We start from the raw sequence: 18,008 nt of genomic DNA, 5'->3' as shown, positions 1-18,008 counted from the left end.
CGGCGCGTGCGCCGGCGCTACTCCAGCCAGTCCCGGTCGCGGAGCTTCCTCGGCAGGTACTCCTCGGTGATGAAGCTGATCCCGCGGCGCGAGAGCGCCTCCAGCTCGTACTTCTCGCCGGAGCGGACCATCTCCTGGATCTCGCGCTGCCACTTCGGGTCCTTGAACCAGGGATAGGCGAGCATCTGCTTCGCGCGCGCGTCGTCCTGGTCGTTCATGCGGATCGACACGTTGCCGGGCAGCTTGAACTTGGCCTTGTCGAAGGAGGAGAGGCCGATGAAGCGCGCCTTCGGCACCGCCATCCGCATCGACTCGTAGGCCAGGTTGATCGAGCCCTGCTTCAGCACCGAGTAGATGTAGAAGCCCCAGGGATCGTTGTCCACGAGCACGTACACCGGCAGTCCCAGCTCGGAGTGGAGCCGCTGCACGATGCGGCGCACCCCGCGCGGCGGCTGGCCCAGGCCGGTGACGATGATGCACTTCTCGCGGGCCCAGAACTTGTCCTCGTTGAAGCGCTTCCAGACGGCGTCCTTCTCGATGAGCAGGACGTACTTCGCCTCGCTCTTGCCGAACTGGACCACGTGCTCCTCGACGATGGACGGCACCGACCAGCCGCCCGAGCCCATGCGGCGGAGGTCGATGGCGTCGCCCGCGTCGCGGATGGAGAGCGGGCCGACCATCGAGCCGCGGCCGCTCGCGAACAGGTGCAGCTCCTCGCGGAGCGCGTCGATCGCGACCTCCAGGTCCTCGATGATCGGGTCGGACTCCTCCTGCTCCTCGAAGGTGTTCTGCCGCGTCTCCCCGAGGGCGTGCTTCGTCATGTAGTAGAGGTCGCGGATGCTCGTCGTCTTGCCGGCGTCGATGAGCTCCTTGCACGCCTCCGAGACCAGGAACGTCTGCATGAACTTCTTCGCCATGGAGACGTTGAAGAAGTAGCGCCTCTGCTTCTGGTCCTTCAGCTCGATGAGCCGCTTGCGCGGGTTGAACTGGACGTTCGCGAGCGAGCGGACCGGGATCTCGACGAACGGGTTCTTGCCGCCCTTCACCGAGCGCAGCACCGACTCGGCGAGCGTCTCGATCTTCTGGACCGTCTTCTTGTCGATGGCGTCGAGCCTGGCCATGGCCTACTCCTGCTCCTCTTCCTCGGCCCTGCGCGGCCGCCGCGTGATCTTCCTCGACTGCTCCTCCAGCGCGGCGTCGTCGAGCCCCTCGCCGGCGCCCTCCTGCTCCGTCACCTGGTCGGCGAGCCGCAGGAACTCGCGCTTGATGGGGTCGGGGCTGCGCTTCACGATCTTGCCGATCGCCTGCGCCACCTCCTGGATGTACAGCTCGAACAGGCTGCGCCGCTGCGCCTGGTAGTCGGCGTGCTTGCGCTTGCGGATGTGCGCCGCGAGCTTGCGGCCGCACTCCTGGGCCGCGAGCTGGATCTCCCGGGTGATCTCCGGGTAGTGCGCCACCGCCTCCTTCGCCTCGCTGGTGAACGGCACCCAGACCGAGGCGATGTGCACGAGCAGCGCCATGGGCCCGACCGGCAGCGAGCCGCGCGGCTGGCTGAGCAGGTAGTTGCGCCAGTCGGTCTTGACGATGGCCTCGGTCATGCCGCACGCGCCGCGCTGGAACAGCAGCGGCACGCGGTTCGCGAAGCGGAACAGCTCGATGGGCTTGTCGGCCGGCCAGCTCCCGCCGTACGCGAGGCCGACCTCCACCTGGAACGGGTTGCCGCGGTACACCTTGGGCGGCCGGGTCACCGTCGCGATGAAGTAGTTGTGGCCCTTGATCTTCTCGACGCCCTCCTCCGGCGGCGCGTCCGGCACCTCGGGCGCCTCGGCCTTCGCGGCCTTGCCCTTCTTGGTGGCCTTCTTCTTCCGGGCCGCGTCGAGGTCGAGCTGCTCCTCCTCCTCGGGCCCCTCGGTCTCGATCACGTTCAGGAAGGACACCAGGCCCTTGCGCATGAGCGTGTCGCCGATGGGCGAGAGGATCTGCGTCGGCGGCGCCATGATCCTGGTGGCGCCGATGGCCTGGTGGAGCTTGCGCGCCAGCTCGCGGTCGCCGGCCACGTCGCGCGGGCGGACCTTCGCCTTGAAGCCGGCCTTCTTCACGATCTCGTCGGCGACCGTGGAGGAGACGCGCGAGAACGCGGACTGCAGGAACCCGCGCACGTCGTGGCTCTTCGAGTCGGCGGCCATCCGCATCAGCGCGCCCAGCTCCACGCCGTGCGGGTGCGGCTTGATCTCCTGCGCCTCCTTGGGCAGCTCGTCGGTGGCGCGCGGGAACGAGAGCGGCGCCTGCCGCGGGCGCAGGTAGTGGAAGGTGGCGTGCGGGTTGGACAGCGCGGTGTGCTCCACGTAGCGGTTCACGAACCGCTGCCCCTGCTGCCAGTTCGCGACGATCTCCAGCTCCACCCGCGTGCCGTGCTCGTGCCAGTCGTCGAGCTGCCGCTCGGCGGTGACCACCGGGTTGTTCTTGCGGGTGTCGATCTGGATCTCGAGCCCGAAGGCCGGCTTGCCCTTGCCGGTGCGGGAGATCATCCGGATCGGCTGGCCGGTGGTGAGCTGGCCGTACATGGCGGCGGCGCTGATGCCGATGCCCTGCTGGCCGCGGCTCTGCTTCAGGCGGTGGAACTTCGAGCCGTAGAGCAGCTTGCCGAAGATCTTCGGCGCCTGCGCCTTCACGATGCCGGGGCCGTTGTCCTCCACCACCACCACGAAGCGGCCCTCGCCCTTCGTCAGGTCGCCCTCGCCCTTCTCGTCCAGCCCGAGGTCGCGGACCTCGATGGTGATCTCGGGGAGGATGCCGGCCTCCTCGCAGGCGTCGAGCGAGTTGTCCACCGCCTCCTTGATGGTGGTGAGCAGCGCCTTCGAGGCGTTGTCGAAGCCGAGCAGGTGCCGGTTCTTGGTGAAGAACTCGGAGATGGAGATCTCGCGCTGCTGCTGCGCCATCTGCTCCGCGGTGGCGCGGCGCCTCGGCGAGCGCGCCGCCGGGGCCGGCTCCGGCTCGGCCTCGGGCGCGGGCGGCAGGAGCTCCGGCTCCTCGACCGGCGCGGGGCGGGCCCGCCCGGCGGCCTTGCGCGCCGGCGCCCGGGCGGGCGGCGTCGCGGCGGGCTTCGAGCGGCGCGCGGCCGCTCCCCCGACCACCGCCAGCTCGAGCTGGTCGCGCTCCCGGTCCCGACCCCCCGCCTTCCCCTTCGCCCTCACCGCCGCCGCCTTCCGAGCCGCCATATGGACGCGCTGACCTCGCAACCCCGCGATATCGCCTGCCTGGCCCCAATAGCACGGCGGGGGATCCCGCGCGAGATCGCGGCGCCCCGTGCGCGCCAGCGCGCGGGCGGGCGGGCGTCCGGCGGATTGACGCGGCCCCTCCGATGGTTACTCAAGCACCATGTCCTGGAGCGAGGCGGCGCAGCCGCGCGGCATGTCCCCGAAGGCCGGCGTGGGCCGGAACTACGCCAAGACCGCGATGCTGATGGCGCTGCTCATCGCGCTGCTCGCGATCGGCGGCAACGCGATCGGCGGCGCGCAGGGGATGCTGCTGTTCGGCGGGCTCGGCCTCGCCTTCAACTTCCTCTCCTACTGGTTCTCCGACCGGCTCGCGCTCATGGCGCACCGCGCGCGGCCGGTGACGCGCGAGGAGCTGCCGCAGGTCTACGAGATCGTCGAGCGCCTCACCCGGCGCGCGGGCATGCCCATGCCCCGGGTCTACGTCATTCCCTCCGAGACGCCGAACGCCTTCGCCACGGGCAGGAACCCGTCGCACGCGGCGGTCGCCGTCACCGAGGGGATCCTCCGCATCCTCGACCGCCGCCAGCTCGAGGGCGTGCTCGCGCACGAGCTCGCCCACGTGCGCAACCGCGACATCCTCATCTCCACCGTCGCCGCGGCGGTGGCCGGGCTCATCTCGACGCTCGGCTACGTGGTCCGCTGGGGCGCGCTGCTCGGCGGCATGCGCCGCGAGGACGACCGCGGCGGCTCGGCGCTCGAGCTGCTCGCCTGGGCCATCCTGGCGCCGCTCGTGGCGCTCGTGATCCAGCTCGCGGTCTCCCGCTCGCGGGAGTACGGCGCGGACGCGTCCGGCGCCGAGCTGGTGGGCGACCCCGAGCCGCTCGCCGAGGCGCTGCTCGCGCTGGAGCGCGGCAACGAGGCCATCCCGTACCAGTACGGCGGCCCCGCCACCGCGCACCTGTTCATCGTGAACCCGTTCCACGGGGCGGGCGCGAAGATGATGAGCCTGTTCTCGACCCACCCGCCCATCGAGGAGCGCGTGCGCCGGCTCCGCGAGATGCGGCGCGGCGTGCGGTACGCGTAGCGGTCAGCGCGCCAGCCACTCAGTAGGTGCAGGCGTACGGCCCGCTGGCCTCCGCGACGTCGAGCTGACCCTGCAGCGTCCCGCCCGTGCCGTTCGAGACGATGAGCGTGTACGTGCCCGGGGTGGACGGCGCGGTCACGTTGCAGACCACGTCGTTGGTGGCGCAGCCGGGCGGGCAGCTCGTGGAGCTGTCGCACGCCTCCGCCAGCGGATCGAGCTGGATGTAGCCGCCCTGCACGTCCACCTCGCAGCGGGTGATGTTCTGGTTGCAGGTGGGGCACGCCTTGAGCCGCACCGGCACCGTCGCCCCGGGCGTCGCCGTGCAGCTCTGGATAAGGTCGATCTTGGGCGTCTCCGTCGGGCAGGTGTCGGTGCCGCAGCCGGCCGCGAGGAGCGCGGCGGCGGCGAGGGCGGCGGCGGAGAGGGCGTTGCGCGTCTTCATGATGGGCTCCTGCGTCAGGGCGTGAGGACGATCTTCCCGAACTGCGCGCGATCGGCAAGCAGCGCCTGCGCCTCGCGCACCTGGGCGAGCGGGAGCACCCGGTCCACCACCGGCCGCAGCCTCCCCTCGCCCACGAAGCGGAGCACCTCGAGCAGCTCGCCGGAGGTGCCCATGGTCGAGCCGAGGATGGAGAGCTGGCGGTAGAACACGTGCCGCAGGTCGGTGGGGGGATCGTACCCGGTGGTCGCGCCCACCGTGACGATGCGCCCGCCCGGCGCGCAGGAGAGGATCGACCCCTCCCACGTCTTCCTGCCCACGTGCTCGAACACCACCTCCACGCCGCGGCGCTGCGTGAGCCGCTTCACCTCCTGGACGAAGTCCTTCGCCTCGTAATTCACGACCTCGTCCGCGCCGAGCGCGCGCACCCGCTCCAGCTTCGCGTCCGAGCCGGCGGTCGCGATGACCCGCGCCCCGTGCAGCTTCGCGATCTGCACCGCCGCGACCCCGACGCCCGAGCCGGCCGCGTGCACCAGCACCGTCTCGCCGGGCCGCACCCGCGCGCGCGCGACCAGCGCGTGCCAGGCGGTGAGGAACGTGAGCGGCACCGCCGCCGCCTCCTCGAAGGAGAGGTTCGGCGGGCGAGGCAGCGCGTTGCGGGCCGGGACCACCACCGCCTCGGCCTGGCCGCCCGCGACGTGCTCACCCAGGATGGCGTAGCCGCGGCACAGGTTCTCCTCGCCGGAGCGGCAGCGCACGCAGCGGCCGCAGGAGAGCCCGGGCGCGAGCACCACCTCGGCGCCGACCTTCGGCTCGTCCACCCCCGGCCCCGCCGCGTCCACCACGCCCGACACGTCCGAGCCGAGCACGTGCGGGAACGACAGCATCAGGCCGCTCCAGCCCTTGCGGACCCAGAGGTCGAGGTGGTTCAGCGCCGCCGCGCGCACCCGCACCCGGACCTCCCCCGGGCCGGGCTCGGGCAGCGGCAGCTCGCCGACCTCGACGCGCTCGGGGCCGCCGTGGCCGCGGATCAGGACCGCCTTCATGTGCGCTCCCGTTCGCTAGAACGACTGGTACGTCGGGTTCTCCTCGAACCAGCGGGCCGCGCAGATCACGGCGGCGGTCCCGCTCGCCTGGAAGTCCGACTCCCTCACCCGGACCTCGCACCCCAGCCAGCAGCCGGTCGGGCCGCAGATGTTGGAGTCGTTCGGGTAGTACGACCAGTCCATGATGCAGAGGACGTTGGTGTCCGAGGCCGCGCCGCACACGTCCCCGGCGCCGGTCGAGGTGAGGGGCAGGCCGCACTGCATGCCGGTGAAGATGTCCCGGTACCGGAACAGCATCTCGGCATCGTCGAGCGTCGCCCCGCTCCCGGCCAGCGCGTTGCACTGCCGCCCCAGCTCGTCCAGCGCCTTCTCCTCCTTGCTCTTGCCGCAGGCGGCGACGGCGAGGACGGCGGCGAGGACGGCGAGCGTTCGGGCAGCGGTCACGAGGGCACGTTATCGCCGGGTGCGGCCCCTTGCCAGGGGCTCACTGGGGCGGGATAAGACCAGCTCCCGGCCGGGGCGGGTCGCGCCGCCCGGGCCTCGATACACGTGGGGTGAACGGATGATCGTCCGCGTGGATGTGCTCCCGCTCGCGCTCGAGCTGCGGCGGATCGTCATCGCCGAGGTCATCGGCGGGTTCCACGGCCAGGCCCAGCTCGGCCGGTGGTGGCTGCCCTCCGGCGTGCTCGCCGACGGCGAGCAGCCCGGCGAGCGCGCCGCGGCCATCGCGCGCGCGCAGCTCGGGCTCGAGCTGGAGGGGCTCGTGGTGGTGGGCTGCCGCGCCGAGCAGGTGGGCGGGGTGCCGCACCTCGCGCTGGTCTTCGCCGGGGCCGTGGCCGGCGGCGAGCCCGCGCCCGGCGCGCCGGTGACCGGGTTCGCGGCGCGCACGCTCGCGGAGCTGCCCGATCAGGTCGGCTTCTACCACCGCGACGTCATCGAGGTGCTGGCGGCCCGCTACGAGCGCCTGCGCGCGTGAGCGGCGCCCCGGTGGCCCGCTTGCCCGCGCCGGTCGGGCTGGATAGGACCCCGCCATGACCCTCCCGTTGATCGCGATGCTGCTCGGCGCCGCCCCCCTGAAGGTGGGCGACAAGGCGCCGGACTTCACGCTCCCCGACAGCGACGGCAAGCCGGTGTCGCTGTCGAGCCTGCTCGAGTCCGGTCCGGTGATCCTGGCCTTCTACACCAAGGCCTTCACCCCTGGTTGAACGCGCGAGCTCTCAGCGTACCGGGACCGGTATGCCGACGTGGCGAACAAGGGCGCGCAGGTGGTGGGCATCAGCACCGACTCGGTCGAGACCCAGCGGAAGTTCAAGGACGAGCTGAAGGTTCCGTACCGGCTCCTCTCCGACGAGGGCGGCAAGGTCGCGAAGCTGTACGGCGGCACCATCCCGGTGGTGGGGCTCGCGAACCGGGCCACCTACGTGCTCGAGCAGGACGGCACCATCAAGGAGATCGTGACCGGCAGCGCCGCGATCGATCCGGCGGGCGCGATCACCTCCTGCCCGCTGCACAAGGGGAAGAAGGGCTAGCCATGCGCGTGGTGGACGGGTTCGTGGCCGGGCTCCGGCGGCGGCTCCTCGGCATCTCGGCGGAGGAGATCCGCTACACGTTCGAGGACGTGCGCGGCGAGATCCGCGCGCTCCGCGCCGAGCTGAAGGAGGAGATCGCCGCCGTGCGCCGCGAGCTGGACGCGCTCCCGTCGCGGCAGGACCGCCCGAAGGGGCCGGAGATCCCGGTCGCGGAGGCCTGAGCCCGCAGCTCGTGGTTCGACGGGCTCACCACGACCCTTCGACTCCGGCGGGCCTGCGGCCCGCCTACGCTCAGGGTGAGCGGATCAGGTGAGGTCCGCTCATCCCGAGCGTAGCGCGGCCGCAAGGCCGCGCGGAGTCGAGGGACGCTCAGGGTGAGCGGATCAGGTGAGGGCCGCTCATCCCGAGCGTAGCGCGGCCGCAAGGCCGCGCGAAGTCGAGGGACGAAGGGCCGCTACGCGACGACGCCGTCCTCGACGATCACCGCGCGCACGACCGCCTCGCCCTCGCCCGCCCGCACCCGCTCGCCCGGCTTCCAGTGTGCGCGCCGCAGGTAGCCGAGGCCGAGGCGGCCCTCCGGCGTCTCGGCGACGCTGGTCACCGCGCCGACCTCCTGGCCGTTCGCGACGAGCGGCGTGCCCGGTGCGGCGCCGGGCGGCAGCTCGAGCTGCACCAGGCCGCGCTGCAGGTGGCCGCGCGCGGTGGCCCGGAGCACCACCTCCTGCCCGATGTAGCAGCCCTTGCTGAAGGAGATGGCGGCGCGGGTGAGCCCTGCCTCCATCGGCAGCCGGCTCGCGTCCATGTCGGCGCCGAACCGCGCCACGCCCGCGAGGATGCGCAGCGACTCCAGCTCGGCGAGGTCGAGCGGCGCCGCCCCGTCGGCCACCAGCGCGGCCCGCAGCGCCTCCGCCTCGCCCGCCGGCGCCCACACGTCCACGCAGGGCGCGCCGCGGCGCGCGCTCGGGACCACCGGCGCGGCTCCCGCGCGCCCCGCCAGCCGCGCGGGCCCCTCCGGCCCGAGCACCGGCAGCGCGCGGAGCGTCGCCGACAGGTCCTCGAACGTCACGTCGTCCATGATGACGAGCTTCTCCAGCAGCGCGCGCGTCTCCGGCGCGGCGGCCGGGTCGAGCTCCACCAGGATCTCGCCCTCGCGCACCAGCACGTGCCCCTCGCCGAGCAGGTGCCCCTTCGCGTTCAGGAACGCGGCGTAGGCGGACTCGCCGGGCTTCAGGCGGGCGAGGTCCTGCGTGGACATGCGGTGCAGGTAATCCTGGGCGTCCTTGCCGGTGACGCGCAGGAAGGCGCGCTCGAGCACCGGGCCGACGGCCCAGCCCTCGCGCGCGGCGCGGAGTCGTTCGTGGAGGCTCACGCCCCCGTGGATAACGCGGGCGCGGCGCCGGCTCAAGGCGCGCGGCGCCGCGGCTACCCGCGCTCGGTCAGGATGACGCCCGCGATCACCATGGCCCCGCCCGCCACGAACGGCGCGGTGAGCCGCTCGCCCGCGATGGCCCAGGCGAGGAGCGCGGTCAGCACCGGCTGGAGGTTGGACCAGATGGCCACGCGGCTCGCCTCGGTCCGGGAGAGCGCCCAGTAGTACAGGATGTAGGCGACCACGCTGGTGAGCAGCACCAGGTAGCCGAGGCTGGCCCAGCCGGTGGCCGAGAGCGCGCCGAGCCGCGACCAGTCGGTCGCGACCAGCCCGATCGGCAGGTACGCCAGCGTCCCGAGCACGAGCGCCACGCCGGTCGAGCCGACCGCGCCGTAGCGCTGCGCGTACGGCTTGCCCGCGACCGCGAAGACCGACCACGCCACCACCGCGAGCAGGATGAGCAGGTCGCCGGCGAGCTGGCGCGAGGAGCCGTGCAGCCCCACGGCGCCGCGGCCGAGCAGCACCACCACCACCCCGGCGAACGCGAGCGCGATGCCGGCGAGCTTCGCCGGGCCGGCCCGCTCGCCCAGGCGCACGCGCGCGATGAGGAACACGAACACCGGGGTGAGCGCGTAGAGCAGCGCCGCGTGGCCGGGCGTGGTCCAGGCCATGCCGGCGAGGAAGAGCCCCTGGTTCACCGGGATGGCGATGATGCCGAGCCCCGCCAGCGCGAGCAGGTCGCGCCGCGCCACCCGCACCGGCCGCCGCCACAGCAGCAGCCCGAACGCGAGCGAGGACAGGGCGAAGCGCACCAGCGCCACCTCGAACGGCGACAGCTCGCCCAGGGCGCGCTTCGCGGCGAGGTAGGTCCCGGCCGAGATGGCCGAGTGCAGGAACATCACCAGGTGGACCATGTGGCGCCGGAATGTAGCCGCCGCCGGGCGGGGCGCAAGCCGGCGCGCGGCTCAGGACGCGAGCCAGAGCACCAGGAAGCCGCCGGCGAGCGTGAGCGGCACGCTGCGCGTCACCGCGGCGAGGGCGGCGGCGGCCGCCCCGGCGGCCAGCCGCGCGGGGACGCCCGCGGCATCCCCGCCCGCCGCCGGCCGCGCCAGCGCGGGCACCACGATGGCGGTGAGCGTCGCGACCGGCACGAACGGCAGGAGCTCGCGGAACCAGCCCGGCGCGGCGCGCCGCCCCTCCAGCGCGACGAACGAGAGGCGCGTCGCGAACGTGACGGCGCCGCAGGCGAGGATCACCAGCCACAGGCTCATCGCGCCCTCCGCGGCGCGGCGAGCGCGCCGGCCAGGATCCCGGCGAGGCTGGCGGCGAGCAGGCCGAGCTGCCACGGCCACCCCGCCGCGGCGAGCGCGACGATCCCCGCCGCGATCGCGGCCGCGAGCATGGCCCGGGAGCGGATCATCGGCACCGCGATGGCGATGAAGGTGAGCGGCAGCGCGACGTCGAGCGGCAGCCGCGCCGGGACGCGCGCGCCGAGCACCACGCCCGCGGCGGTGGCGAGCTGCCACCCGGACCAGAGCGCGACGCCCGCGCCGAGCAGGTGCCAGTGGCGGGATGGCGACCGGTCGCCGTCCCCGAGCCGCCGCATGGCCACGGCGTACGACTCGTCGGTGAGCAGGTACGAGAGCGCGAGCTTCCAGCGCAGCGGCAGGTGCGCGAGGTGCGGCGCCACCGAGGCGCTGTAGAGCGCGTGCCGCAGGTTCACCAGCGCCACCGCGGCCACCATCACCGCGCCGAGGGCGCCGGCCGCGACGAGCTGGGCGAGCAGGAACTGCGCCGCGCCGGCGAACAGGATCGCCGACGCGGCCAGGGCGGCGGCGGCGTCGATGCCGCTCGCGCGCGCGAGCACGCCGTACACGAAGCCGTACGGGACGACGCCGAGCAGCAGCGGCGCGAGGTCCCGGACGCCGGACCAGAACTCGTGCGCGGCGCTCCGGCCGGGGTGCGCCAGGGCCGGGCCCGCGAGTGCCGGGGTGGTCATGCCCGCAGGGAAGCACCTCCCGGCCGGATGGAACAGACACAGCGTCGCGCGTCGAGGGCTATAACAGCTGCATGGGCACCCGCTTCAAGTACCGGCAGATCGCGGACCACCTGGCCCGCGGCATCCGGGCGGGCGTCACCGGGCCGGGCGAGCGGCTCCCCTCGCTCCGGGAGGCCTGCCGCACCTACGGCGCGAGCCTGATGACCGCGCTCGCGGCCTACCGGCACCTCGAGGCCACGGGGCTCGTCGAGGCCCTGCCCCGCTCCGGCTTCCGCGTCCGGCCGCGGCTCCCGGCGCCGCTCGAGCAGCCGCCGACTCGCCGGCCGCGCCTCCACGCCTTCAGCGACGCGCGCGCCGAGCTGACCGCGGAGCTGCTCGCGGCCATGGCCGACCCGGCGCTCGTGCCGCTCGGGAGCGGGTGGCCGTCGGCCGATCACTTCCCGGCGCCGGCGTTCCGCCGGCTCACCTCGCGGCTGCTGCGCGGCCCCGGGGCGGGCCCCTGGACCCGCTGCTCGCCGCCGCGCGGCGACCCGGAGCTCCGTCGCCTCGTCGCCCGGCGCTACCGGGCGCGCGGCATGGACGTCGGGCCGGACGACGTGCTCGTCACCACCGGCGCGATGGAGGCGCTGGCGCTGTCGCTGCGGCTGCTGGTGAAGCCGGGCGACGTGGTCGCGGTCGAGTGCCCGACGTTCTTCGGCGTCCTCGACGCGGCGCGGAGCGCCGGGGCGCGCGTGGTGGAGCTCCCGGCCGACCCGGCGGGCGGCCCGGATCCGGCGGGGCTCGCGGCGGCCTGCCGCCGCCACGCCGTCCGCGCCGCGGTGCTCGCGCCCACCTTCGCGAACCCGGCCGGCAGCCTGATGGACGACGCGCGCAAGGCGGCGTGGCGCGAGGCCCTGCGGGCCGAGGGCGTCGCGCTCGTCGAGGACGACGTGTACGGCGAGCTCGCCTGGGACGGCCGGCGCCACGCGCCGCTCTGCGCGCCGCGCGGGCGCGACGAGCCGCCGGGGATCCTGGTGGGCTCCTTCTCGAAGACGCTGCTCCCGGGCGGCCGGGTCGGCTACGCCATCGCGCCGGGCCCCTGGATCGACGCGCTCGCCGATCTGAAGAACATCACCACGCTCGCCGCCGCGCCGCTCGCGCAGGCGCTCGTGGCGAGGTTCGTGGGGGACGGCGCGTACGACCGCCACCTGCGGCGGCTGCGGCCGCGCCTCCAGGCGGAGGTCGAGGCCATGCGCGCCCTGGTGGCCCGGCACTTCCCGGCGGGCACGCGCGTGAGCGACCCGCGCGGCGGCTACTTCCTGTGGGTCGAGCTGCCGCCGGGCGCGGCGGACGGCCTGGCGCTGTTCCACGCGGCGGCGCGCCACGGCATCGGCGTCGCCCCGGGGTGCCTGTTCTCGCTCGGCGGCGGCCTGGACCGCTTCGTGCGCCTGAACGCCGCGCTCGCGGGGGACGTCGAGCCGGCGGTGCGCACGCTGGGACGCCTCGCGTCGGATCCGGCGGCGCGCGCGGCCGGGGCCTAGGGCGCCTCGCCGAGCCGCTCCAGCGCCCAGCGCGCCGCGGCGCGGACGCCGTCGCCGAGCGGGCTCGCGAGGTGCGCGCGGATCGCGGGCAGGTGGCGCCGGTCGCCCGACGTGCCGGCGAGGAGCAGCGCGTTCCGCACCAGGCCGTCGTGGCGCGCCCGCGCCAGGGAGGTGCCGTGGAACCGCCGCCCGTACCCGTCGGCGTCGAGCGCGAGCAGCTCGTCCAGCCACAGCGAGAGCTGGCCCGGGCGCGGCACCAGCTCGAGGTCGGCGTCGGCCGGGACGCCGCGGTTCCACGGGCACACCGTCTGGCAGTCGTCGCAGCCGAAGGCCCACCCGTTCAGCCGCCCGGCCAGCGCGTCGGGGATGGGGCCGCGCCGCTCGATGGTCCAGAACGAGATGCAGCGGCGCGCGTCCACCACGCCCGGCGCCGGGATGGCGCCGGTGGGGCACGCCGGCAGGCACGCCTCGCAGGTGCCGCAGCGGTCCGGGTGCGGCGCGTCCGGCGCCAGCGCGCGGTCGAGCAGCAGCGTCGCGAGCACGACCCAGCTCCCGTGCTCCGGCGTGATCAGGCAGCCGTTCTTCCCCACCCAGCCCACGCCGGCCCGCTCCGCCCACGCCTTCTCCATCACCGGCGCGATGTCGCACGACGCGTACGCGCCCAGCCCCGGGTCGGCCTCGCGCAGGTCCGCGAGCATCGCGGCGAGCTTCCGCTTCACCACGGTGTGGTAGTCGCGGCCGCGCGCGTACCGGGCCACCGCCGCGGCGCCCGGCGGGGGCGGCGCCGGCTCCCCGGCGTGGTACGAGAGCGCGAGCGCCACCACGCTCCGCACGCCCGGCAGGAGCCGCGCCGGATCGAGCCGCTCCTCCCGCTGCGTGCGCAGCCAGGCCATGTCCGCCTCGAGGCCGCCCGCGAGCACGCGGTCGAGCGGCCCCGGGTCGAGCGGCTCCGCCCGGGCGATCCCGCACTTCGAGAAGCCGGCCCGCGCGGCGGCCGCCTTCACCCGGTCGGCGTCGAGCCCCGCCACGCGCCCGCCCTCAGCCGCGCCGCCCCGCGCGCCCGGCCACCTCGGGCGGCGCCGGCACGAGCCGCCTCGCGATGGCGGCGGCCAGCCCGCCCGCGGCGGCGCCGGCGAACCCGCCCAGCAGGATCGCCCCCACCGCCACGCCGGCCGCCGACGCCGGGGTGGCGTTCTCGGCCACCAGGATCCCGTACCCGAGCGCCATGCCCACCACCGCGGCCACGTTGCCGCGCCGCAGGCGCGCCTCGGCCGCGGCCGCGAGCGCCAGCACCGCGACCGCGAGCCCGGCCTGCAGCGCCGTCGGCGTGAGGTCGCGGAACACCGTCACGCGGAGCGGGCCGGTCGCGTCACCGCCCAGGCGGTCCAGGGTGAGCGCGTGCCCGTCGCCGAGGTCGCCCTCCAGCCACACCTCGGTGCGGTCGTGCGCGACCGGCGCGCGCCCGCCCCGGCCCACGCGCGCGTAGGTGTACGTCCGCTCCAGGTGCCCCTCCACCGGCGGCCGGAGACCACCGATGGTGAACCGCACCGCCGGCGAGCCCGAGGACGGCAGCGGCGCGGCCACCAGCAGCCGGACGTGGTGCGGGACGTCCTCGGGCACCGGCATCACGTCGCCGCGCGCGGCCAGCGCGCCCTGCGCGAGCGGCCGCCCGGGCACCACCGCCGCCACGGCCGGCACCACCGAGAGGAACAGCGCGCCCGCCGCGGCGGCCACGGCGAGCCCGCGCCCGGCCCGGTCCGCCGAGGGCGACAGCGCCGGACGCAGCGTGAACGTCACCGCGAGCAGGCCGACCACCGCCGACACCGCCGCCGCGGCGGCGCCCTCGGGCAGCCAGCCGGCGGCGTACAGCCCTCCCGCCGCGGCCAGGACGGCGAGGCCGGCCACCGGCAGGATCCAGCCGGTGAGCGCCTCCTCCAGCCAGAGGGTGAGGGACGACGGCGGTCGGGGGTCGGTCATCGGGGTCTCCGCGGGGCTCCGGCCGCTGGTCTTAGCACCGGGCGCGTCCCGCCGCCGGGTGGACCTGACGTTGCCTGGCAGTGCGGCCGAAAACTGGCGATATCGATCGGCCCCTCTACGATGCGGCGATATGGCGACACGGCTCGACCTTCACGAGTGGAACGACCTGCCCGGCGTGGCCGAGCGAGGGCGCGGCTGGGCGCTCGTCCAGGGCGACTGCGTCGAGGCGCTGGAGCGCCTCCCCCCTCACTCGGTGGACGTCGCGTTCGCCGACCCCCCCTACATGCTCTCGAACGGCGGCAGCACCTGCCAGGGCGGGCGCCGCACCTCGGTGAACAAGGGGAGCTGGGACGCCTCCGGCGGCTTCGCGGCCGACCACGCGTTCCAGGCGCGCTGGCTCCAGGCGGTCCGCAAGGTGCTGAAGCCGTCCGGCACGCTCTGGGTCTCCGGCACGCAGCACGTCATCTTCACCATCGGCTACGCGATGCAGGAGCTGGGCTTCCACCTGCTCAACACCGTCACCTGGTACAAGCCGAACGCCTCGCCCAACCTGGCCTGCCGCTTCTTCACGCACTCGACCGAGATCCTGCTCTGGGCGAGCCCGATGAAGGCGCGCCCGCTGGCGCACCGGTTCAACTACCGCGCGATGAAGACCGCCAACGGCGGCAAGCAGATGCGCGACCTGTGGGAGATCGCCGACCGCCCCGCGCCGGGCGGCGACCAGGTGGTGTGGTCGGTGCCCACGCCCGGGCCGCGCGAGAAGGTGCACGGCCGGCACCCCACGCAGAAGCCGCTGGCGCTGCTCGAGCGCGTGCTCGCCGCCAGCGCCGCGCCGGGCGACCTGGTGCTGGATCCGTTCTCCGGCTCCGGCACGACCGGCGTCGCCGCCCTCCGGGCGGGCTGCCGCTTCCTCGGGCTGGAGCGCGATCCGGGGTACGTGGACCTCGCCGCCCGCCGCCTCCGCGCCACCACGATCGATCCGGAGTGACGCACCCGGTGTGAGCAGCCCGGACGGCGCGCGAGCAGCCGCGCACGCGTGCGCCCGTCCGGCGACTGCCTTGTTCCGGGCGAGGTGCGTACATTCGTCGGCGTGACCCCTCGCGCGCTCGCGGCGCTGCTCCCCCTGGTCGGCCTCGTCGCCTTCCTCCTCGGGACGCTGCTCGCGTTCGCGGCGCGCGCCGCGCTGTTCGGCCGGCCGCACACGCCGGACATCGAGAAGCGCCAGCACACCATCCTCGCGAAGTTCTTCCAGGAGTGGTGGATCTGGCTGTGGGGCCCGGTGGAGCGCCTCTGCGTGCGGCTCGGGATCTCGCCGGACGCCATCACGCTCGCGAGCACGCTGGTGGCCGCCGGCGCGGCGGTGCTGCTCGGGTTCGGGTGGCTGTCGCTGGGCGGCTGGCTGTTCCTGTTCGGCGCGAGCTTCGACTTCATCGACGGCCGCGTGGCGCGCGCCACCGGCCGCGTCACCCGCGCCGGCGCCTTCCTGGACTCCACGCTCGACCGGGTGGGCGAGCTGCTGGTCTTCGGCGGGCTGGCCGTGACCTTCCGCGGCTCGGCGGTGCTGTTCGCGGCGCTCGCCGCCGCCGGGGCGTCGCTGCTCGTCTCCTACGCGCGGGCGCGCGGCGAGTCGCTCGGCGCCGACGAGGCCGCGCGGGTGGGCGGGATGCAGCGGCCCGAGCGGATCGTGGTCACCGGGGTGGCGTGCGCGCTCTCGCCGCTCGCCGACGCGGCCTGGGGCGCCGGCGCCGGCCGCGCGGTCGTGGGCAGCGCGCTCGCCGCGCTGGCGGCCCTGGCGACGGCCACCGCGGCGCGGCGGACGTTCGTGATCTATCGTGCCCTGCGGCGCGCCGATCCGGCCGTGGCCGCCCGGCCGCCGTTCCGCCTGGCCGACGTGTTCCGCCTCGACGCCACGCGGCGGCGCAAGGCGGCCCGCTGAGGCGCAGGGTGCCCGCGCTCATCCCGAGCGTGGCCCCGTCGCAGGCGGGCCGGGGCCGAGGGACGGCGGGGCGGGGTCGAGGGACGATTGCCGCCCCCCTGGACGCATGGTAGGAGGGGGAGCCGTGAGAGGTCCGCCCGCCCGCCACCCGAACGACGACGCCCGCGAGCAGCTGCCCGCGCCGGAAGGCATCATCGGCGCCGCCGACGAGCTGAAGCCCGGCGACCGCGTGGTCTACCCGAACCAGGGTGTCTGCGCCGTGGTCGGCTGGGAGGTGAAGGACATCGCCGGCCAGAAGCTCGAGCTGGTCCGGATGACGCGCGAGGAGGACGGCGCGGCGGTGATGGTGCCGAAGGGCAAGGTGCCGTCCATCGGCCTGCGCCGCGTCGCCACCGGCGCGCAGATGGAGGGCGTCTTCCACTACCTCGGCGCGGTCTACGACGACCCCGAGCTCGACTGGAAGATCCGCCACCGCGACAACGCCGACCGGCTCATCGCCGGGGGCGTGCTGGGCGTCGCCGAGGTCGTGAAGGGGCTGCACTCGCTCTCGCGCCTGCGCCCGCTGCCCACCAAGGAGCGCGAGCAGTACGACAACGCGCGCCACCTGCTCGTGCACGAGGTGTCGGTCTCGCTGGGCGTGCCGCCCGGGCTGGCCGAGGACTACATCGACTACGCGCTCATGCCGCCGGCGGGCGTGAAGTTCGACCTGAAGCCGCCCCCCGCCCCGGTCCCCCTGCCCTCGCGCCCGAAGAAGCGGCGCGTGGTCGAGGAGGCGGAGGAGGGCGATCTCGGGCTCGGCGATCTGGGCCTGGGCGACCTGGGCATCGACCTCGAGGGCGCGCTCGAGGGCGCGGAGGTGCCCGGGGCCGAGGCCGAGGGCGCCGAAGGTGCCGAAGGTGCCGATGCCGGCGAGGGCGAGGCCGCCGGCGCCGAGGGCGTCGAGCCGGTCCCCGGCGTCGAGGAGGCCGCGCCCGAGGAGCTCCCGGAGGCCGAGGAGCCCGTCGCGGAGGAGGAGCCCGAGGAGCTGCCCGTGCGCGCGACCCGCGCCGCGAAGCCCGCCCGGGCCGCCGAGAAGCCGGCCAAGGTCGAGAAGCCCGAGAAGCCGGAGAAGGCCGCCGAGAAGAAGGCCGCGCGCCCCACCAAGGCGAAGAAGGCGGAGCCGGAGAAGCCGGCCCGGGCCGAGAAGCACGCCGAGAAGCCGGCCGCGCGGAAGGCCGCGGCCGAGAAGCCGGCGCCGGCGAAGAAGGCGGCCGCGAAGAAGCCTCCGGCGCCGAAGAAGGCTCCCGCGAAGAAGCCCGCCGCCGAGAAGCCGGCCGCGAAGCGCGGAGGGAAGAAGAAGTGATCCGCGTCGTGACGCTCGACCCGGTCGACCCGACCGACATGGCGGCCCTCATCCGGACGCTGTACCAGGCGTTCGGCCTCGGGACCGAGTACGCCGGCGAGAAGCCGGTGCCGGCCGAGGCGGAGGGCAAGGACGGGCGGCTCGACGCCATCACGCTGCTGCGCGAGGTGGAGCCGGTCCGCACCTTCGCGGACGACAAGGTCCTGTACATCGCGGGCTCGCCGCTCTCGCTCCCGCCCGGACCGCTCGGCGAGCCGCCCTGCTGGGGCTTCGCCGACTACGGCAAGGAGCGCGCGGTGATCACCACCGCGAAGCTGCCGGCGCGCGGCGTCACCGAGGCGTCGATCGAGACCTACCGGCGCCGGCTGGCGCGCGAGGCGATCCACGCCATCGGGCACCTGTGGGACCTGCACCACTGCGTGGACGCGCGCTGCGCGATGCACCCGTCGTGGTCGCCGTCGCTCGCCGCGAACCCGGACTCGGACCTCTGCACCTTCTGCCGCGAGAAGAGCGAGCGGAAGATCCGGCTCGCCAAGACGTAGTCGCCCC

General features: G+C 74.8%; 20 protein-coding genes. 9 read left to right on the top strand and 11 right to left on the bottom strand.

Annotated elements, in window-relative coordinates; translation table 11 throughout:
- Positions 1–17 precede the first annotated feature (17 nt).
- Positions 18–1,121, bottom strand: a complete 1,104-nt coding sequence (locus ACOQFB_RS06375) for a DNA topoisomerase IV subunit A (RefSeq protein WP_059436660.1) — start codon at positions 1,119–1,121, stop codon at positions 18–20.
- A gap of 3 nt (positions 1,122–1,124) precedes the next feature.
- The gene (locus ACOQFB_RS06370; RefSeq protein WP_237757832.1) at positions 1,125–3,194 is read right to left on the bottom strand and encodes a DNA topoisomerase VI subunit B; all 2,070 of its coding nucleotides are present in this window, start codon (positions 3,192–3,194) and stop codon (positions 1,125–1,127) included.
- Between the two features lie 184 nt (positions 3,195–3,378).
- On the opposite strand from ACOQFB_RS06370, the gene ACOQFB_RS06365 reads away from it, so the two are divergent.
- Positions 3,379–4,302, top strand: coding sequence for a zinc metalloprotease HtpX (locus tag ACOQFB_RS06365; protein WP_421609955.1), 924 nt, complete (start codon positions 3,379–3,381; stop codon positions 4,300–4,302).
- Between the two features lie 19 nt (positions 4,303–4,321).
- Here the strand turns inward: ACOQFB_RS06365 and ACOQFB_RS06360 are convergent, their stop codons facing one another.
- From ACOQFB_RS06360 to ACOQFB_RS06350, 3 genes are read right to left on the bottom strand one after another with little or no spacing between them, the layout of a single operon-like run.
- The gene (locus ACOQFB_RS06360) at positions 4,322–4,744 is read right to left on the bottom strand and encodes a hypothetical protein (protein WP_059436657.1); all 423 of its coding nucleotides are present in this window, start codon (positions 4,742–4,744) and stop codon (positions 4,322–4,324) included.
- Positions 4,745–4,758: 14 nt separating this feature from the next.
- Entirely contained in the window at positions 4,759–5,787 is a 1,029-nt protein-coding gene (locus ACOQFB_RS06355; protein ID WP_421609956.1) for a zinc-binding dehydrogenase, read from the bottom strand.
- Positions 5,788–5,802: 15 nt separating this feature from the next.
- Positions 5,803–6,231 (bottom strand): hypothetical protein, encoded by a 429-nt coding sequence (locus ACOQFB_RS06350; protein ID WP_059436655.1) that lies wholly within the window; start codon positions 6,229–6,231, stop codon positions 5,803–5,805.
- 118 nt (positions 6,232–6,349) lie between these two features.
- On the opposite strand from ACOQFB_RS06350, the gene ACOQFB_RS06345 reads away from it, so the two are divergent.
- The 3 genes from ACOQFB_RS06345 to ACOQFB_RS06335 are packed head-to-tail and all read left to right on the top strand — an operon-like array spanning position 6,350 to position 7,537.
- Positions 6,350–6,763, top strand: coding sequence for a hypothetical protein (locus ACOQFB_RS06345; protein ID WP_059436654.1), 414 nt, complete (start codon positions 6,350–6,352; stop codon positions 6,761–6,763).
- Positions 6,764–6,818: 55 nt separating this feature from the next.
- Positions 6,819–7,316 (top strand): peroxiredoxin, encoded by a 498-nt coding sequence (locus ACOQFB_RS06340; protein ID WP_082100157.1) that lies wholly within the window; start codon positions 6,819–6,821, stop codon positions 7,314–7,316.
- Positions 7,317–7,318: 2 nt separating this feature from the next.
- Positions 7,319–7,537, top strand: a complete 219-nt coding sequence (locus ACOQFB_RS06335; RefSeq protein ID WP_421609957.1) for a hypothetical protein — start codon at positions 7,319–7,321, stop codon at positions 7,535–7,537.
- A 233-nt stretch (positions 7,538–7,770) separates the two neighbouring features.
- Here ACOQFB_RS06335 and ygfZ read toward each other — a convergent pair whose 3' ends face one another.
- Genes ygfZ through ACOQFB_RS06315 form a run of 4 tightly spaced genes read right to left on the bottom strand, consistent with a single transcriptional unit; the run spans position 7,771 to position 10,684 of the window.
- Positions 7,771–8,685 carry a CAF17-like 4Fe-4S cluster assembly/insertion protein YgfZ gene (gene ygfZ, locus ACOQFB_RS06330; RefSeq protein ID WP_421609958.1) on the bottom strand — a complete coding sequence of 305 codons (915 nt, stop codon included), beginning with the start codon at positions 8,683–8,685 and terminating at the stop codon, positions 7,771–7,773.
- A gap of 53 nt (positions 8,686–8,738) precedes the next feature.
- The gene (locus ACOQFB_RS06325; RefSeq protein ID WP_421609959.1) at positions 8,739–9,599 is read right to left on the bottom strand and encodes a DMT family transporter; all 861 of its coding nucleotides are present in this window, start codon (positions 9,597–9,599) and stop codon (positions 8,739–8,741) included.
- A gap of 51 nt (positions 9,600–9,650) precedes the next feature.
- On the bottom strand, positions 9,651–9,956 hold the full coding sequence (locus ACOQFB_RS06320; RefSeq protein WP_059436650.1) for an AzlD domain-containing protein: 306 nt from the start codon (positions 9,954–9,956) through the stop codon (positions 9,651–9,653).
- Entirely contained in the window at positions 9,953–10,684 is a 732-nt protein-coding gene (locus ACOQFB_RS06315) for an AzlC family ABC transporter permease (protein WP_059436649.1), read from the bottom strand. The genes ACOQFB_RS06320 and ACOQFB_RS06315 overlap by 4 nt, the downstream gene beginning before the upstream one ends.
- Positions 10,685–10,755: 71 nt before the next feature.
- On the opposite strand from ACOQFB_RS06315, the gene ACOQFB_RS06310 reads away from it, so the two are divergent.
- On the top strand, positions 10,756–12,204 hold the full coding sequence (locus ACOQFB_RS06310; protein ID WP_421609960.1) for an aminotransferase-like domain-containing protein: 1,449 nt from the start codon (positions 10,756–10,758) through the stop codon (positions 12,202–12,204).
- Here the strand turns inward: ACOQFB_RS06310 and queG are convergent.
- A complete protein-coding gene (gene queG, locus ACOQFB_RS06305) occupies positions 12,201–13,232 on the bottom strand; it encodes a tRNA epoxyqueuosine(34) reductase QueG (protein ID WP_059436682.1) in 1,032 nt (343 codons plus the stop codon). The genes ACOQFB_RS06310 and queG overlap by 4 nt on opposite strands.
- Before the next feature lie 10 nt (positions 13,233–13,242).
- The gene (locus ACOQFB_RS06300; RefSeq protein ID WP_421609961.1) at positions 13,243–14,181 is read right to left on the bottom strand and encodes a hypothetical protein; all 939 of its coding nucleotides are present in this window, start codon (positions 14,179–14,181) and stop codon (positions 13,243–13,245) included.
- Between the two features lie 130 nt (positions 14,182–14,311).
- Here ACOQFB_RS06300 and ACOQFB_RS06295 point away from each other — a divergent pair, with 130 nt between their 5' ends.
- From ACOQFB_RS06295 to ACOQFB_RS06280, 4 genes are all read left to right on the top strand, one after another.
- Positions 14,312–15,169, top strand: a complete 858-nt coding sequence (locus ACOQFB_RS06295; RefSeq protein WP_421609962.1) for a DNA-methyltransferase — start codon at positions 14,312–14,314, stop codon at positions 15,167–15,169.
- A 102-nt stretch (positions 15,170–15,271) separates the two neighbouring features.
- Positions 15,272–16,117, top strand: a complete 846-nt coding sequence (locus tag ACOQFB_RS06290; protein WP_421609963.1) for a CDP-alcohol phosphatidyltransferase family protein — start codon at positions 15,272–15,274, stop codon at positions 16,115–16,117.
- A gap of 124 nt (positions 16,118–16,241) precedes the next feature.
- Positions 16,242–17,459: a CarD family transcriptional regulator gene (locus ACOQFB_RS06285; protein ID WP_421609964.1), complete on the top strand. Its 1,218-nt coding sequence runs from the start codon at positions 16,242–16,244 to the stop codon at positions 17,457–17,459.
- Positions 17,456–18,001: an archaemetzincin gene (locus ACOQFB_RS06280; RefSeq protein WP_059436643.1), complete on the top strand. Its 546-nt coding sequence runs from the start codon at positions 17,456–17,458 to the stop codon at positions 17,999–18,001. Before ACOQFB_RS06285 ends, ACOQFB_RS06280 begins: the two co-directional genes overlap by 4 nt.
- The last annotated feature ends 7 nt before the right edge of the window (positions 18,002–18,008 follow it).

The organism is Anaeromyxobacter sp. Red801, assembly GCF_049201065.2.
In the GTDB taxonomy this organism is placed as follows: Bacteria; Myxococcota; Myxococcia; order Myxococcales; family Anaeromyxobacteraceae; genus Anaeromyxobacter.
The sequence above is the reverse complement of the archived record's forward strand: the minus strand, read 5'-3'. Positions and strand labels throughout refer to the sequence as shown.

Excerpts from the sequence above, each read along its gene's own strand:
- ACOQFB_RS06375 (WP_059436660.1), bottom strand. The coding sequence starts at position 1,121 with ATGGCCAGGCTCGACGCCATCGACAAGAAGACGGTCCAGAAGATCGAG.
- ACOQFB_RS06365 (WP_421609955.1), top strand. The coding sequence starts at position 3,379 with ATGTCCTGGAGCGAGGCGGCGCAGCCGCGCGGCATGTCCCCGAAGGCC.
- ACOQFB_RS06360 (WP_059436657.1), bottom strand. The coding sequence starts at position 4,744 with ATGAAGACGCGCAACGCCCTCTCCGCCGCCGCCCTCGCCGCCGCCGCG.
- ACOQFB_RS06355 (WP_421609956.1), bottom strand. The coding sequence starts at position 5,787 with ATGAAGGCGGTCCTGATCCGCGGCCACGGCGGCCCCGAGCGCGTCGAG.
- ACOQFB_RS06345 (WP_059436654.1), top strand. The coding sequence starts at position 6,350 with ATGATCGTCCGCGTGGATGTGCTCCCGCTCGCGCTCGAGCTGCGGCGG.
- ACOQFB_RS06335 (WP_421609957.1), top strand. The coding sequence starts at position 7,319 with ATGCGCGTGGTGGACGGGTTCGTGGCCGGGCTCCGGCGGCGGCTCCTC.
- ACOQFB_RS06325 (WP_421609959.1), bottom strand. The coding sequence starts at position 9,599 with ATGGTCCACCTGGTGATGTTCCTGCACTCGGCCATCTCGGCCGGGACC.
- ACOQFB_RS06320 (WP_059436650.1), bottom strand. The coding sequence starts at position 9,956 with ATGAGCCTGTGGCTGGTGATCCTCGCCTGCGGCGCCGTCACGTTCGCG.
- ACOQFB_RS06315 (WP_059436649.1), bottom strand. The coding sequence starts at position 10,684 with ATGACCACCCCGGCACTCGCGGGCCCGGCCCTGGCGCACCCCGGCCGG.
- ACOQFB_RS06310 (WP_421609960.1), top strand. The coding sequence starts at position 10,756 with ATGGGCACCCGCTTCAAGTACCGGCAGATCGCGGACCACCTGGCCCGC.
- ACOQFB_RS06300 (WP_421609961.1), bottom strand. The coding sequence starts at position 14,181 with ATGACCGACCCCCGACCGCCGTCGTCCCTCACCCTCTGGCTGGAGGAG.
- ACOQFB_RS06295 (WP_421609962.1), top strand. The coding sequence starts at position 14,312 with ATGGCGACACGGCTCGACCTTCACGAGTGGAACGACCTGCCCGGCGTG.